This is a genomic window from Streptomyces sp. NPDC030165, from assembly GCF_055573595.1.
Genome location: NZ_JBVIBD010000026.1, coordinates 58704 through 74249, shown reverse-complemented (window position 1 = coordinate 74249; position 15546 = coordinate 58704). Strand labels below are relative to the sequence as shown.

12 protein-coding genes are annotated in these 15546 nt (G+C 72.1%); 5 read left to right on the top strand and 7 right to left on the bottom strand.

What is annotated here, in order from left to right; all coding sequences use genetic code 11:
* Positions 1–40: 40 nt before the first annotated feature.
* The 5 genes from fabD to ACZ4Z1_RS35375 all read left to right on the top strand — a co-directional run bounded on the left by fabD (position 41) and on the right by ACZ4Z1_RS35375 (position 7593).
* Positions 41–3331: an ACP S-malonyltransferase gene (fabD, locus tag ACZ4Z1_RS35395; protein ID WP_468490779.1), complete on the top strand. Its 3291-nt coding sequence runs from the start codon at positions 41–43 to the stop codon at positions 3329–3331.
* Between the two features lie 277 nt (positions 3332–3608).
* Positions 3609–4823: a cytochrome P450 gene (locus ACZ4Z1_RS35390; protein WP_468490778.1), complete on the top strand. Its 1215-nt coding sequence runs from the start codon at positions 3609–3611 to the stop codon at positions 4821–4823.
* Positions 4824–4969: 146 nt separating this feature from the next.
* On the top strand, positions 4970–6166 hold the full coding sequence (locus ACZ4Z1_RS35385; RefSeq protein WP_468490767.1) for a cytochrome P450: 1197 nt from the start codon (positions 4970–4972) through the stop codon (positions 6164–6166).
* A gap of 183 nt (positions 6167–6349) precedes the next feature.
* Positions 6350–7093 (top strand): alpha/beta fold hydrolase, encoded by a 744-nt coding sequence (locus ACZ4Z1_RS35380; RefSeq protein WP_468490777.1) that lies wholly within the window; start codon positions 6350–6352, stop codon positions 7091–7093.
* Positions 7090–7593 carry a hypothetical protein gene (locus ACZ4Z1_RS35375; RefSeq protein WP_468490766.1) on the top strand — a complete coding sequence of 168 codons (504 nt, stop codon included), beginning with the start codon at positions 7090–7092 and terminating at the stop codon, positions 7591–7593. Before ACZ4Z1_RS35380 ends, ACZ4Z1_RS35375 begins: the two co-directional genes overlap by 4 nt.
* 87 nt (positions 7594–7680) lie before the next feature.
* On the opposite strand, the gene ACZ4Z1_RS35370 is transcribed toward ACZ4Z1_RS35375, so the two are convergent.
* The 7 genes from ACZ4Z1_RS35370 to ACZ4Z1_RS35340 form a co-directional block, all read right to left on the bottom strand.
* Entirely contained in the window at positions 7681–8811 is a 1131-nt protein-coding gene (locus ACZ4Z1_RS35370; protein ID WP_468490765.1) for an epoxide hydrolase family protein, read from the bottom strand.
* A gap of 211 nt (positions 8812–9022) precedes the next feature.
* A complete protein-coding gene (locus tag ACZ4Z1_RS35365) occupies positions 9023–9688 on the bottom strand; it encodes a TetR/AcrR family transcriptional regulator (RefSeq protein ID WP_468490764.1) in 666 nt (221 codons plus the stop codon).
* A gap of 231 nt (positions 9689–9919) precedes the next feature.
* The gene (locus tag ACZ4Z1_RS35360; RefSeq protein WP_468490763.1) at positions 9920–10591 is read right to left on the bottom strand and encodes a hemopexin repeat-containing protein; all 672 of its coding nucleotides are present in this window, start codon (positions 10589–10591) and stop codon (positions 9920–9922) included.
* 281 nt (positions 10592–10872) lie between these two features.
* On the bottom strand, positions 10873–12654 hold the full coding sequence (locus ACZ4Z1_RS35355) for an ABC transporter ATP-binding protein (RefSeq protein ID WP_468490762.1): 1782 nt from the start codon (positions 12652–12654) through the stop codon (positions 10873–10875).
* Positions 12655–12802: 148 nt separating this feature from the next.
* Positions 12803–13219, bottom strand: coding sequence for a lasso peptide biosynthesis B2 protein (locus tag ACZ4Z1_RS35350; protein WP_468490761.1), 417 nt, complete (start codon positions 13217–13219; stop codon positions 12803–12805).
* Between the two features lie 43 nt (positions 13220–13262).
* A complete protein-coding gene (locus tag ACZ4Z1_RS35345) occupies positions 13263–13520 on the bottom strand; it encodes a lasso peptide biosynthesis PqqD family chaperone (RefSeq protein WP_468490760.1) in 258 nt (85 codons plus the stop codon).
* A 21-nt stretch (positions 13521–13541) separates the two neighbouring features.
* A complete protein-coding gene (locus ACZ4Z1_RS35340; protein ID WP_468490759.1) occupies positions 13542–15401 on the bottom strand; it encodes a lasso peptide isopeptide bond-forming cyclase in 1860 nt (619 codons plus the stop codon).
* Positions 15402–15546: the final 145 nt, after the last annotated feature.

Here is a 15546-nt window from a genome sequence, read left to right as displayed (position 1 = left end):
CGGGACGGCGTCCGCCGGCGGGCCGCTGCCCGTGGTGTTCATGTTCTCCGGGCAAGGTTCGCAGTACTACCAGATGGGCCGGGAGCTGTTCGACGGCAACGACGTGTTCCGCGCGGCACTGCACCGCTACGACGCCGCGGTCGCCGGGGAACTGGGCGAGTCGGTGCTGGCCCGGATCTTCGACCCGGGCCGGCGCAAGAGCCGGCCCTTCCTCGACACGCGGATCACCCACCCGGGCATCGTCATGATCGAACTGGCTCTGGCGGAGACCCTGCGGTCGGCGGGAATCACCCCCGACCTCCTGCTCGGCGCCAGCCTCGGCGAGTACGCCGCGGCCGTCGTCGCGGGCAGCCTCGACCCGTTCGACTGCCTGCGGCTGCTCGTCCGGCAGGCGGACGCGCTGCGCGCCACTCCTCCCGGCGGGATGCTCGCCGTGTTCGCGGGTCCGGAGGTGCTGGAGGCGGTGCCCGCGCTGCGCGGCTGCGAGATCGCGGCCCGCAACTACCCGGGCAGCTTCGTCGTCGCGGGCGCGGAGGCGGCACTGACCCGGGCCGAGGCCGGGCTGCGCGCCGCCGGCATTCTGCACCTGCGGGTGCCGGTGGAGTACGGCTACCACTCCCGGCTGATGGACGAGGTGCTCGACACGTGCCGGGCGGGCTTCGAGGACGTGACACTCACCCCGCCGCGCATCCCCTGGCTGTCCTGCGTGGACGGCAGACCCGTCGAGCGGCCGACCGCGGACCACTTCCGTGCCGTCGCCCGCCGGCCGATCGACTTCGAGGGCACCCTGACGGCCCTGCGGCAGCGTGGCGACTTCCTCCTCCTCGACCTCGGTCCCTCGGGCACGCTGCACAACTTCGTACGCGCCGCCCTCCCGGAGGGATCGCGTACACAGTCGCTGCCGCTGCTCAGCCCGTTCACCGACGACATCGGCCTGTTCGAGGCGGTACGTACCCGTGCCGCCCCCAAGGCACGAAGGAGCGCGGAGGCCGCACGGCTCCCGGCGCCCCCGCGGACTTCCGGGGCCCCGGAGGCTTCCGCGGCCCCGAAAGCCCCCACAGCAGCGCAGACATCGAGGAAGGCACACGGCATGAAGGTCTACGGCTTCCCGGGGCAGGGAGCGCAACGACGGGGGATGGGAGCCGGGCTGTTCGAACGGTTCCCGGAGGAGACGGCGACCGCGGACCGCGTGCTCGGCTACTCGATCGCCGAACTGTGCTTGTCCGACCCGGAGCGCCGCCTCGGCCGCACCGAGTTCACCCAGCCCGCGCTGTACGTGGTCGGCGCCCTGTCGTATCTCGACCGCGCGGCCCAGGACCCGGTGCCGCCGGACTACCTGGTCGGGCACAGCCTCGGCGAGTACGCGGCGCTCTTCGCGGCCGGCGTCTTCGACTTCGGGACAGGGCTGCGGCTGGTACGTGAACGCGGTGCTCTGATGGCCGCCGCCGACGACGGCGCGATGGCAGCCGTGATCGGGATCGACGAGGAGACCGTCACCCGGATGCTAGCCGAACCCGCTCTTGACGGCCTGGACCTGGCCAACCACAACGCCCCCGACCAGTTCGTCATCTCCGGCCCGGGCGAGCGCATCGACGCGGCCTGCACGGCCTTCGGGGCCGCTGGCGCCCGGGCCGTCCGGCTGTACGTCAGCGCGCCGCTGCACTCCCGCTACATGCGCGGCGCGGCCGGGCGGTTCGCCCGCTTTCTCGACGGATTCACCCTGCGCCCGCCGTCGGTACCGGTCCTGGCGAACGTCGACGCCCTGCCGTACACCCACGCAGACCTCAAGGAACGCCTCGCGGCACAGATCGCCTCGCCGGTCCGCTGGACGGACACCGTGCGCCGGCTGATGGGCCACGGCGACTTCTCCTTCGTCGAACTGGGCCCGGGCCAGGTGCTCACCAAGCTGGTCACGCGCATCAGGGCGGCCGCCGAACCACTCCCACCGGTGGCTCCGTCTCCCACCGCCGTGGCCGCAGCCACCGCAACTGCGAACCCCGGCCGGCCCCCGCTCGACAGCGCCACAGCCGACATCGCCCCGCTCGACGCCGACACGCTCGGCGCCCGCACGTTCCGCGAACGGTACGGGCTGCGACGCGCCTACGTGGTGGGCTCGATGTACGGCGGAGTGTCCGGCCCGGAGCTGGTGCGCGCGTCGGCCAAGGCGGGCCTGCTCGGCTTCCTCGGCATCGGCGGCCTCAGCGCCGGGGAAACGGACCGGTACCTGCGGGACACCGTCGGCGAACTGGGCCCCGGCGGCACCTTCGGCGTCAACCACCTCTACCGCAACGGCGCGCCGGAACAGGAGGCCGCGCTGGTCGACGCCCTGCTGCGGCACGGCATCGGCCTGGTCGAGACGTCGGGCTTCCCGCTCATCACCGAGCAGCTGGTCCGCTACCGGCTCAAGGGCGGCCGGATCCTGGCGAAGGTCTCCCGTACCGACATCGCCGCCGCGTTCCTCGCGCCGCCGCCCGCACCCCTGGTCGCCCGGCTGCTCGCGGCCGGCGCGGTGACCGAGGAGGAGGCCGGCGCCGCGGCGGGCCGCCCCATGGCGGACGATCTGTGCGCCGAAGCGGACGGCGGATGGCTCACCGGCGCGCCGGACCTGCTGACCCTGCTTCCGGCGCTGCTCCGGCTGCGGGACGAGGCGGCCCTGCCCGGCCACCGGGTGCACGTCGGCTGCGCCGGCGGCATCGGCACCCCGGAAGCAGCCGCGGCGGCGTTCCTCATGGGCGCCGACTTCGTGCTGACGGGTTCGGTGAACCAGTGCTCGGTGGAGGCGGCCACCAGCGACGAGGTGAAGGACCTCCTGCAGGAGGCGCGCGAGTACGACGTGACCACCGCACCGTGGGACGAGCCGTCCGAACCCGGCGCCCGGGCACGCTACTTGAAGCGCGGCCTCCTCTTCCCCGCCCGGGCGTCCCGGCTCCACGACCTGTCGCGCCGGCACACCTCGTCCAGCGGACTCGACGACGAAGTCCGGGCGCGGATACGCGACCGCTACCTGGGCGGAGAGCCACTGCCGGCCGTACCACCGGGCAGCGGGCCGGACGCCGGGCACACCGCCCTGCTCCAGCAGTACTTCGCACGCGCCCGCCGTCTCGCGTCGACGGGCGACCAGCGGTCCCGGGCCGACTACCTGGTGCACTGCGGGCCGTCGATGGGCGCGTTCAACCAGGCGGTCGCCGGGACCGCCCTGCGGCAGTGGCGGGCCCGTACGGTCGAAGCCATTGCCGACACCCTCATGGAGGGCGCGGCGGAGCACCTCGCGGCCCGGCTGCACAGCATGCAAAAGGCCTGGAAGATACGGCTTTCGGCGGGTAACGTATGAATCGTTCTCAGGGCGCAGCCACCGGACCGCCACAGGGACCGCCCCTCTCCACCGAGACCCGGCCCCTGCCCGCGGCATCTGACCCGGCACCACGCCCGAGGACCCGCCCCCTTCGCCGGCCCGCCTCGAACGGCGCGCCCCTTCACGGCGGGTCCGCCGAGGACCGGCCCACCCCGCGTCACCGGCGCGGTCCGCCCCGGGACCGGACCGCCCCACCCCGTCCGCGACAGCCGGCGCCCGTACGTCCGGTTCACAAACAGGAGAAACCTTGAGCACGGTGCCGCAGAGCGAGCCGATGATCTTCAACCCGTTCACGCCGGACTTCATGGACGATCCCTACCCCCACTACGCGCAGCTGCGCAGACACGTGCCGGTCCACGAACACCCCGGCGGCTTCTGGATGCTCTCCCGCTACGAGGACGTGCACGCGCTGGTGCGGTCCGGCCTCTCCGTCGAGCAACGCCACGTCGCCCCCGGCCCGTTCCGCGAGGCGTACGAGAAGGCCGGCGTCACCGACGAGCCGCGCCTGAAGGGGCTGGCCCTGCTCGACCGGGACCCGCCGGACCACACCCGGCTGCGCAAGCTGGTCTCCATGGCCTTCACCCCGCGCGCGATCGACGCGATGGAGCCGCAGATCCGCGCCCTGGTCGACGAGGCGCTGGACGGCATCGCCGAGGCAGGAGGCGCCGACCTGGTCGAAACCCTCGCCTTCCCGCTGCCGTTCACCGTGATCGCCCGGATGCTCGGGATGCCGCCGACCGACCACCGGCGGATGCGCTACCTCACCGGCATGCTGATGCGCTCGGTCGAGCCCACCACCGACCCCGTCGTGATGCAGGCGGTCGAGGCCGCCGACGCGGAGCTGTTCGACCTGGTCGGCGACGCCGTCGCCTGGAAGCGCGACCATCCCGCCGACGACCTGCTCACCGCGCTGATCGCCGCGGAGGACGAAGGGGACGCCCTCACCCACGACGAACTGGTCGCCCAGGTGACCATGCTCTACGTCGCGGGCCACGAGACGACCGTCAACCTGCTCTCCGGCGGGACGCTCGCCCTGCTGCGCAACCCGGACCAGCTGGAGGCGCTGCGCGCCGCACCGGAACTGATCGGCAACGCGGTCGAGGAGTTCCTGCGCTACGACGCCCCGGTCCACAACAGCAGGCGCGTGACGCTGGAGCCGTACCAGGTCGGCGGGTACGAGATCCCCGCCGGATCGTTCATCCTCGCCAACCTGGCCGGAGCCAACCGGGACGAGTCGTTCTGGGGCCCCGACGCCGAGGAACTGCGGCTCGACCGCCCGAACGCGCGCCGCCACCTCTCCTTCGGCGGCGGCCTCCACCACTGCCTCGGTGCGGCACTGGCCCGTATCGAGGGCCGGGTGGCCATCGGCGAGCTGGTGCGGCGCTTCCCCGGGCTGAGCATGGACGGCGACGTCGAGTGGAACGGCCTGCTCAGCCTGCGCGGCGCGGCACGGCTGCCCATACGGGTCTGACCCCGAGGAGCGGTAAGGACGGGAGCGGACGGGCCAGGACCCGCGGTCTCCCGTCCCTCCGCTTCCCCACGGAAATCCCGGCCGGGGCGGGACACCGGCCCGGCCACCACGCATGGCGGAGCCATGACACAGAACGGAACGGCACCATGACCAGGCTTGACCACGACACCGTCCGCACGGTCGGCGACCTCCCGGTGGCCGAAGGCCGCGACGACGCCTGGCGGCTCCTGCTCGCCCAGGAGGAGCCGGTGCGCATGGCGGACGGCCTCGCCGTGACCAGCCTCGCAGCCGTCAAGGCGGTGCTCAGGCAACCCAACCGGTTCTCCGCCAAGAAGGCATTCGACACCGTGGAGACCGGCTACCCCCTCATCCCCCTGGCCTTCGACCCGCCCGAGCAGACCCGCTACCGGCGCATCCTGCAGCCCTTCTTCAGCCCCCGCCGGATCCGGCCGCTGGAGGAGGCCCTGCGCACCCGGGCCGTCGCCCTCATCGAGGCCGTCAAGGCTCGCGGTACCTGCGACTTCGTCGCCGACGTCGCCGTCCCCTTCCCCGCCCAGGCACTGCTGACCCTGCTCGGACTGCCCCTGGAGGACCACGTCCGCTTCACGGAGTGGAAGAACGCCGCCATCGACCTCACCGCCGATGCCGCCGGCGAACTGTCCCTCACGGACGAGGACCGGACCGCCAGGATCGGACAGACCATGGCCATGGGCGGCTATCTGGCCGACCTGATCCAGACCCGCCGCCGCAGCCCCGGTGACGACATCCTGAGCGAACTGCTGGCCATCGACGGCGCGGACCGCCTCAGCGACGACGAGGCCCTGGGACTGTGCCTGATGTTCGTCATGGCCGGCCTGGAGACCGTCACCGACGCGCTGAGCCTCGGCATGGAGCGCCTGGCCGCCCACCCCGAGCGGCGCCGGGAACTCGCGGACGACCTCTCCCTCGTACCGGCGGCGGTGGAGGAACTGCTGCGACTGGACCCGCCGGCGCCGTTCCTGCCGAGGGTCACCACCGAGGACACCGAGATCGCCGGCTGCCCCGTGCCCGCCGGCACCTGGATCAACGTCCACCTGTCAACGGCCAACCGGGACGAGACCACCTGCCCGCACGCCGACACCATCGACTTCCACCGCCCGGACAACGCACACACCAGCTTCGGCCTCGGCGCCCACCGCTGCCTCGGCGCCCACCTCGCCCGCCTGGAGATGCACCTCCTCCTCGAGGAGTGGCACCGCCGGATTCCCGAGTACACGATCACCGAGGGGACCTCGCACCGGGCGCGGCTGGTGCGCGCGAACATCGGCATGGAATCTCTGCGGTTGACGCTCGGGGGCGCCTGACGAGCGGGGGCGGCCGGCCTGGACCGAGGCCCGACGAGGCGATGCGCCGGTTCCGCAGGCACCCGGACGCCTTCGCGACCACGCCCTCGTCCCAGGACCTGCCGACGGCACCGCAGGTCACCCAGCCTGCGCGCCGGGCTGGACCCGGGTTGTGCGGGAGGTGATCGTGGGCACGTGGATCACATGAGTGACGTCGGTTTCTTCGCCCGCAGGTACGGGCCCCCGCCCCGCGAGGGCCGCCCGGCCATGGTGCTCGTACACGGCCTCGGACTCTCGGGGCGGTACTTCGGGCCGCTCGCGCGTCGGCTGGCCGCGGGCGGGGCGACCGTGGTGGTGCCGGACTTGCCGGGCAACGCGCGGTCGCGGTCCGCCGTGCGCCGGGCACCCGATGTCGGACAGCTCGCCGACGCCTTGGCCTGCCTGCACCGGCGACTGCTCCTGGGCCCGAGTCCGGTGGTGGCCAATTCGGTCGGCTGCCAGGTGGCCGCGGCCCTGGCCGCCCGCCACCCCCACCTGGTGAGCCGCATGGTGCTGGTCGGTCCGGCGCTCGAACCGGGGGTCTCCGGACGGCGCCAGTTCGCACGGCTCGTCGCGGACGCTCCCCGAGAGCCCCTCCGCCTGCTCTTCCTGGCCGCGTTCGACTATCTGATGACCGGCCCCCTGCGCTGCGCCGCCTCCTTTGACCACTCGCTGCGGGACGCGGCCGACTCATTCGAGGCGAACCTGGCCCGGGTCCGCGCGCCCACACTCGTCGTACGGGGAGCGGGTGACACCATCGCCTCCGGCACATGGACGCGGCGCCTGGCAGGTCTGGTCGCCGACGGGCGCGCGGAAGACATCCCGGGCGCGGCGCACGCGGCCCACTACAGCGCGCCGGACGCCATGGCCGCACTGATCGAGAAGTTCACGGCGGGAGAGCTCGGATGAAGTCCTCGAAGACGTCCGGCCGCGCACCGTCCGGACACACGGAGCGCCCCTCGCCCTGGCTGCGCCTGCTGCCCGGCATCTCACCGAAGCGCCGGGGCTTCATCCTGGCCTGGTGGGGGTTCACGCTCACCTTCGGCGGGATGCGCCTGCTGACCTGGCTCATCCACATCGACGCGGCCGGAGTCGGCGACCTTCAGGCCGGCGGGGTGCACCTGCACCACTACGTGTGGGGGATCCTGCTGCTCGCGGTGGTGGGCGCGGCGAGCCTGGCCGAACGCTCGGCACGGGCACGCGCCTGGCTGGGCCTGGCCTACGGGGTGGGCCTGGCCCTCGTCGTCGACGAGGCGGCGCTGCTGATCAGCCTGGAAGACGTGTACTGGGACACGGAGGGCGGATTCAGCATCGCCCTGGCCATCGCCGTGATCGCCGTCGTCGGCAGTGTCCTCGCGGTCACGCGGGGGCGGCGCGCCTCCAGAGACGATCAGGACGACGAGGGCTGACGCCCGTGAGGAAGCAGCGCGACGATGGCCGTCCACCAGGACGGCGCCACCCCGCCACCTTCGTCAACCCCATCGGCTGACCATCTCTCAGTGTGCGTGGAAGAACTCGGTGAGATCGTGCGCGAGGAGCTCGGGTTCTTCGTGGGCGGCGAAGTGGCCGCCACGAGGCATGCGCGTGTACCTGGTGACGTTGTACGTGCGCTCGGCCCAACTGCGGGGCGGCTGGGTGAGGTCGGCCGGGAACAGGGCGACGGCGGTGGGCACGTCGACCCGCTCGACCCTCCTCGTCAGCCCCTGGGCGTACTCGTAGTAGGGCCGCAAAGAAGTCGAGATGGCGCCGGTGAACCAGTAGAGCGACGCCTGGGTCAGCAGGAAGTCGTCGCTGAACCGGGACGACAGGTCCCCACCGCAGTCGCTCCACGCGCGGTACTTCTCGACGAGCCAGGCGAGCAGCCCGGTCGGTGAGTCGGCCAGGCCGTAGCTCAGCGTGAGAGGGCGGGTGCTCTGCTGGTGCAGATAGCCGCCTTCTTCCGCGGACCACGCCGCGACGGAATCGAGGTACTCCTGTTCCTCCGGGGTGACACCGGCCGCGTCGTAGGCGACCGGGCCGGCGATCGCCGTCAGGTGGATGCCCACCACCGCCTCGGAGTGCGCCTCGCCGAGCCGGGAGGTGATGCCGGCGCCCAGGTCACTGCCGTGCGCCGCGTAGCGCTCGAAGCCGAGTTCGTCATGCATGAGGCGGTGCCAGATCTGATGGGTCTGCGGCGGCTCCGCGAGCGAGGGCCGCTGCGGCGAGAAGCCGAAGCCCGGCAGCGAGGGGACGATGACGGTGAACGCGTCGGCGGCGTCACCCCCGTACCGCGTCGGCGTGGCCAGCCGCCGGGCGAGGCCGGTCAGTTCGAGGAAGGAGCTGGGCCACCCGTTGGTCAGGACGATCGGCAGGGCGCCGGGGTGTTCGCCGTCGAAACGCAGGTAGTGGACGGGCGTTCCGTCGATGTCCGCGAGGTGCGACGGCAGGGCGTTGACGCAGGCTTCGTGAGTACGCCAGTCGTAGTCGCCGGCCCAGTAGGTGACCAGGCGTCGCAGTTCACCGGGGTCCGTTCCGGCCTCCCACCCGCCGGCGGGCCAGGGGGCCGGCCAGCGGGTGTGCAGCAGCCGTGAGCGCAACTCGTTCAGCTCCGCCTCGGTGACGGTGATCAGGGGCGTATGACGGGCCACGGGAATCTCCAAGGGTTTCGTACTCGCACGACAGCGGTGTGTGTATGCGTGCCGGAGCGCGAGCGCCGCACCCGTACCCCAGAGCAGTGTTCCGGCGGAAGCCTCCGGGCCGGTGGACGGAGGCAGCGGCTGTCGCACGCGGCAGCCCTCTCACCGGCCGTCGTCACCGCGCCCGCTACCGACGCTGTCGGGACGGCGGCAGGAACCCCGGTCACGTTCCCGGCCGACCGGCTGGGCCGAGCGTCCGGGCGATCGCCTCCCGCGTCGTCTCGCGCGACTCCGGCGCGGTCCTGAGCAGCGCGTGCAGGATCATCCCTTCGAGCAGGGCGTCCAGGCGGGCGGCGCCGTCCGGGCCGGTGAAACGGGCCAGAACGGTGCGGCTGTCCTGTGTCCATGCCTGCGTCAGAGCCCGCAGCGCGGGGTTGCGCAGCGCCGCCAGGTGCAGCTCGAAGCCGAGGACCGCGCTGCGGTGCCGGGTCGGACCTCCGTGGACGAGATCGACGAGGACCTCGACGCATTGCTCGCGCGTCCCGACGCCTTCGAACAGGCCCCTGAACACGGCGGACTGCTGCTCGACGTGCCGGGCGAACGCCTGCGTCCGGAGATCGGCCAGGCCGGCGAAGTGGTAGGTGATCGACCCGAGCGGTACGCCGGCCCGGGCAGCGACGTGCCGATGCGTCGTCCCGGCCACCCCGCGCTCCGCGATGACGTCGAGGGTGGCGTCCAGGATGTGCGTCTTGCGGCCGGGGTCGTTGCGACGGGTGCGCCGCCGCCCGCCACCCGACCCGGCGCGGGGCCGGCACTCGCCGCCGACCACGTCTTGGGCAGCCGTTCCGCCTTCGGGAGGGTCCGTCGGCAGCGGTTCGATGTGCGACATGCGCGCTAACGTACAAGCCTTAAGAACAGATGTACAAATAGGTGATTGCGCCGTCATCACGCTGCGGCAGTGCACCCCACGCCTTCGGCACACGCCCGACGGGAAACCTGGATGTCGACGTGCGCCGGGTGGCCCGGTGGACCTGGCAGCGGTCCGAACACCCACGCCAGCGCCCCGCCCGGAACCAGCCGGACGGGGCGCCGTGCCGCCGCAAGCGTCATGCCGAGCGGCTCACACGAAGAAGTTCCAGTTTCCCTCGATCGGCAGCGGATAGCCGCTGTCGGTCCTGTCGCTGACCAGGTCGTACCGGACGTACTGGTCATCCTTGAACAGGTACACCTTGTCCGCGTCGAGCACCGAGTTGACGGCCGCGTCGATACCCCGCTGGAAGGTCTCCGGCAGCCCGCGCCAGCCGCGCAGGATGGGCGTCGGGCCGCCCAGCAGCTTGTCGTTCGGGACGTCGTAGCGGATGTACAGGTCGTCCTTGAAGAACCAGCTGACGTTCGGGCTGCTCTGGTGGTTGACGGCCGCGTCGATGCCGAGCTGGAAGTCCGGCGGCAGCCCCTTCCACCCCTCCGCGATGCTCAGCGGGTAGCCCGGCTCGACCTTGTCGGAATCCAGGTCGTAGCGGACGTACTGGCTGTCCTTGAAGAGGTAGACGATGTGCGGCTGGTCCCGGCGGTTGAGCGCGGCGTCGATACGGCGCCCGAAGCTGTCCACCAGGCCGGGCCAGTTGCCCTCGATGAGCTTCGGGTACCCCTCGAAGCCGTGGTTGTCCTTCATGTCGTAGCGCACGTAGGAGTTGTCCTTGAGGACCCACGTGACGGGGTCGTTGCCCTTGGCCCTCACCACGGCGTCGATGCGCCGGTAGAAGGACCCCGATGCAGCGGTCTGCTCTGCCACGTTCCACACCCTCTTGCAGTCGATGGGTCTGGTTGACGCCGGCCGGCCGGCGGCTGTCCGAGCTCGTTCCGTCACCCTGCCAGCCCACTGCGGTCGTGTCACGCCACCACCATGTATCGGCTCATTCCTCATCACTCCACCATTTGGATCAGGCCATACCTCATCCACCTAAAACTCCCTCGGTGGCCTCGCACGTCACCCGTACAACTTGCCTGGGGACGAGCCGGACCGCGGCGCGAGCCCGCGACGTCGCCGATCCGGGACGGACCTGAACGCCGAGGTCAGCATTCCGGAACCGGGGCTGAAGGTCCGTGACGCCGGCGGAAGGCGATCAGTTGTGTGCTCGCCAATTCGGCGTACAGGGCGTCACGCGCCATCAGTTCGACATGGGTTCCCCGTGCCCGGACCCGGCCGGCTTCCATGACCAGGATGCGGTCGGCGGTGATCACGGTGGACAGACGGTGTGCGACCACCAGGACGGTGGTGCGGCGTGCGGTGTCCGTGATGGTCTCCCGCAGGGCGGCCTCGTTGGCCGCGTCGAGCTGGGAGGTGGCCTCGTCGAGGAGGAGCAGCCGAGGCCGTCGGAGCAAGGCCCGGGCGATCGCCACCCGCTGCCGCTCGCCGCCGGAGAGCCGGTTGCCGCGGTGGCCGACCTGGGTGTCCAGACCGTGCGGCAGGCGGTCCGTCACGGTGTCGAGCCGGGCCAGGCGCAGGACCTGGGCAATCTGCTCGTCGGTGGCGTCGGCTGCGCCCAGTGTCAGGTTGTCGCGCAAGGTTCCGGCGAGGACGGTCGGGTCCTGTTCGACGTAGCCGATGGCGGCGCGGAGCTCGGCGAGAGGCCATCGGCGTACGTCCCTGCCGTCCAGCAGTACGCGGCCGGCGTCCGGCTCGTAGAAACGCTCGATGAGGGCGAAGACGGTGGTCTTGCCCGCGCCGGACGGTCCGACGATCGCAGTCATGCCCCCGGCGGGAACGGCGAAGGAGACGTGACGGTGGACCGAGGGGAGATCTGGCCGGTAGGCGAAGCGCACCTGCCGGAAGGTCACCGTGGCGGGGTGCCCGTGCCGTCCGTGAGAGCCGGGAGGCTGCTCGGGGGCCGTGGCCGCCGCGTCGCCACGTCCTTCCGTACGCCCTGCCGTACCCTCCGCTTCCGTACCACCCTCCGCTTCCTCGGCCTCCAGCGACTCGGCTTCCCGGATACGCACGGCCGCGGCTGCCCCGATCTGCAACTGCCCAGCCCCTTCGACCAGTTGCCCGATCCTGGGGGCGAGCGCGAAGAGGTAGAGCAGGAAGGCGACGAGAGTGGAGACGCCGATGGAGCCGGAGGTCACCCGCGCACCGCCTACGCCGAGCACGACCAGGAAGCAGGCCTGGAGGACGACGGCCGACAGGGTTGCCGACACCGCCTCCCATGCGGCGGCGCGGACGCCCGTGCGGCGGGCGTACTCGGCCGCACGGTGCAGCGCCGCGGTCTCCCGCTGCTCGGCGCCCGCCGCCTTGACGGTGCGCAGCGCACCCAGCGTCCGTTCGAGCCCGGCTCCCATGCGGCCGACGGCTTCCTGCGTGTGCCGGGTGGCCCGGCCGATGTGCGGGGTCACCACGATGACGACGAGGCCGACGAACGCGATCACGGTGAGGGTGACGCCGAGCAGCACAGCGTCCAGCAGCCCCATCATCACGATGGTCGCCACAGTGATCAGAGTGCCGGTGACCGCGGCCGACACGGCCTGGGGAGCGGTGCGTCGCAGCAGTGCGGTGTCAGAGGTGACGCGGGCGATCAGATCGCCCGGCTCGGTGTGTTCGATCACCGGCACGCGCAGGCGTGGAAGAAGGTGGGTCAGCCTGCGCCGGACGGTGCACACGACGGACTCGGCGGAGCAGTCGAGCACATAGTGGCCGAGACCCGCGAGAAGTCCGCCGGCCACCACCAGCGTACTGAGGATGATGACGGGGCCGGCGGTCGGCTGCTCATGGCCGATGAGGTCCATCACGTGCTTGGCCGCCATCGGCTGGGCCAGTCCCAGGAGGCTGCCCAGCAGGCCGAGCGCGACTCCGACGAGCATGCGTCCGCGCTGCGGTCGCAGATGGCCGGCGAGGATCCGGAGGCCGGACCACGCAGGGTCGGGGCCGACGGGGCCGGCCGACTGATCCGGTGGGTGCGCCGGGCCGTCGGTACGGCGGGCTTCGGTCGGGGGCGCTGAGGTCACGGCCTCACTCCACGGCGAAGAAGCGCTGGAAGTAGGAGGCCGGTACGTTCTCCCCGACGAGTTCCCCTTCCGCTTCCACCCAGGCGTGTGCGGCGAACGGCGGGCGGGCGCGGACTCCTACGCACCATGCGGGCCACTGCCCGTGGAGACGGCACAGCAGCACGGTGGCCAGGGACCGGGGCAGGCATCCTTTGCTCCCTCCGGCGGCCAGGCTCACGGCGAGCACCGTCTGCCGGGCGCGGGCGGCCTCGGCGAGCGTGGCGGGCTCGGCCCCGCGCCGTATCCAGCCCAGGACGACGCGGATCCGGCCGGGTGGCAGCGTGGCCAGCGCATGGGCGCAGCCCACCGCCACCCGAGCCGTGAGGCGGCGGGCCAAGGGGATGGAGCGAGGGCGGTAGGGGACCGCTTCCGGCGTCGACATTGCGTACCTCTTCCCTGGGGCAGGCGCGTGCCCGGTGCGGCGGCTACGGCGCGATGAGGCCCGCGGAGCGCAGGTCGTCGATGATGCGAATGACGTCTTGGGTGGCCAGGTCGGTGTCGACACCCTCGTAGTGTCCGGTCAGTGCCTCCACCGCCTGCTCGATGCCGCGGCCGTCCAGCAGGGACTGGAGGACGACTGCCGCTGTGGGGTTGAGGGTCCAGTACTCGGCGCTCTTCTGGTCGAGCAGCGCCATGCCGTACTCGGTCTCGGTCAGCAGAACACCGGGTTTCAGCGCGTACATCGCCGTCACCTCTCTGTTCGGTCAGGGGCCCGGCGGTGCCGGTGTCATGTCGCGGGAGCGCAGCCACACTTCACAGGCCACGGTCGGGTGCAGCAGGTAGCTCTCCGTCTCCGCGGACAGCGAGCGGCGGCACCACTCCCGCAGGGCGTCCACGTCGACCAGGCCGAGCCGGCCCAGCCGGGACTCCTCGCAGAGCGCCAGCAGCCGGCCGCGGTGGCGCCGCAGCCCGGTCTCTTCCTCGAAGGTGGCGTTGGCCTTGGTGCCGCGCGTGCGGACGGCTTCGGGCACGATGCCGCGCGTGGCCTCCACGATCAGCGGTTTGTAACGCCAAGGGGTGATCCGGTCCGGTGTTCGGACCGCGAGGCACGCTTCGATGACGCGGTCGTCGTAGTACGGGGCCGCCACGGTGACCCCCAGGGGTGCGGCCATCTGCCCGATGTGCCGGGTCCACTGGGAGATGCCGTCCATCGCGGCCAGTTCCCGGTGTTCGCCATGCCCCCTGCCCCGCGGCTCGGCGTCCGGAAGGCAGGTGGACAGCAGCTCGCGCGCCGCCGCGACAGCCTCGGACGTGGCCCAGGGCGGCATCCGGGGCGGTACGGACCAGTCGAGCAGCGGCTCGTCCGCGGCGGCCGCCGGTTCGGTCAGGTCACGGGCGACCCGGGCGAGCCAGCTCCGGTAGGAGCGGCGGTCCACGAGTTGGCGCAGCACCTTGCGCCGGGGCCACTGGTACTTGGCCGCGTACCCGCGCACGTCCCGCAGCGCGCGGAAGGGGTGAGCGGACATCAAGGCGTGCAGGCGGGCAGGTGTTCCGGCCAGGAGTTCGTCGCCTCCCAGTCCGGTCAGGTGCACCCCGGAACCCCGGGCGGCCGCCAGGCCCACGAGGTGCATGCGGCGGTTGCGGTCGACCGTGAGCATGCTGGGCGTGTCCAGGATGTCCTGGAGGGTATCGATGCCGTCGAACGTCAGGGCCGTGTCCTGGGCGGGCACGACGTGATGCTCGACCGATCCCAGGGTCTGGACGGTCTGCCGCGCCCAGTGCACATCATCGCCGAGTTCGTCGTGGAGGGCGGCGGTGTAGGCGACGACCTTCGCCTCCCCGCGTGCCGCGGCGCAGCACACGGCGGTCGAGTCCAGACCGCCCAGGTCCGTCGTCACCAGGTCGCGTCCCCGCGTGCGCACATCGACGGCGGCGGTCAGCACCTCGCGCAGGCGCACGGCCCCCTCCGCCAGCGGAACATCGGGGTCGGGCGGCGACCACCACCGGCTCGACCGCGCCCGCCCGTCGGCGTCGAGCCTCAGGCAGTGGCCGCCGGGCAGAGCGTGGACGCCCCGCCACTGCGGTGATCCCGACAGCGGGTGCGGTACGCCCAAGGTGAGCAACTCCAGGGCGAGACGGCGTTCGTCCAGCTCCGCACCGACCAGTTCGGCCAGCACGTCGGCCCGGTCGGACGCGACGCTCACCCGGGCCGACGCCGCAGGCGTGGTGTCGGCGTAGAACACCCGCCGCAGGTCGACGACCCCGCCCTGTACCCGGACCTCTCCGTCTGAACTGGCCACGAGGTGGAAGCTGCCCGCCCAGGTGGTGCTGTGGCGGTCCAGAGCAGTCAGCGACGCGGTGGTGGCTGCTGCCGCGGCGGCGCGCTGGGCTTCTTGGTGGGTGACGGAATGCTCCCCGATCACGACGACGCGGGTCTTGCCGTGCACTCCCACGACGGCCGACTCCGCCGTCCACCGGCCCACCAGCCAGGGCCTGCCGGACGCGTGACGCAGGCTGTGCGACGCGTGGGAGAGTGCCTTCGCGGCGACCGTGGTGGCCGCGTCGGTGTCGGGCAGGACGACGAACCAGCTGGACAGGGCCGACAGAGACAGGGACTCTTCCACAGCTACGGCCTTCGGTCGGAGTGACTTCGGGAACGGGCGGGGGACCGGCGGACGGGCTCGGCCTGCCGCGGGGCGGGGGGGGGGGGGGGGGGGGGGGGGGGCGCCGAGGATCAATATGCTTGCTCCTGCTCCTCTCTCTTCACCT

Coding starts and splice junctions, on each gene's coding strand:
- ACZ4Z1_RS35345 (WP_468490760.1), bottom strand. CDS start 13,520: ATGTACGCGCTGAAACCCGGTGTTCTGCTGACCGAGACCGAGTACGGC.
- ACZ4Z1_RS35380 (WP_468490777.1), top strand. CDS start 6,350: ATGAGTGACGTCGGTTTCTTCGCCCGCAGGTACGGGCCCCCGCCCCGC.
- fabD (WP_468490779.1), top strand. CDS start 41: ATGTTCTCCGGGCAAGGTTCGCAGTACTACCAGATGGGCCGGGAGCTG.
- ACZ4Z1_RS35375 (WP_468490766.1), top strand. CDS start 7,090: ATGAAGTCCTCGAAGACGTCCGGCCGCGCACCGTCCGGACACACGGAG.
- ACZ4Z1_RS35350 (WP_468490761.1), bottom strand. CDS start 13,219: ATGTCGACGCCGGAAGCGGTCCCCTACCGCCCTCGCTCCATCCCCTTG.
- ACZ4Z1_RS35365 (WP_468490764.1), bottom strand. CDS start 9,688: ATGTCGCACATCGAACCGCTGCCGACGGACCCTCCCGAAGGCGGAACG.
- ACZ4Z1_RS35385 (WP_468490767.1), top strand. CDS start 4,970: ATGACCAGGCTTGACCACGACACCGTCCGCACGGTCGGCGACCTCCCG.
- ACZ4Z1_RS35355 (WP_468490762.1), bottom strand. CDS start 12,654: ATGCTCGTCGGAGTCGCGCTCGGCCTGCTGGGCAGCCTCCTGGGACTG.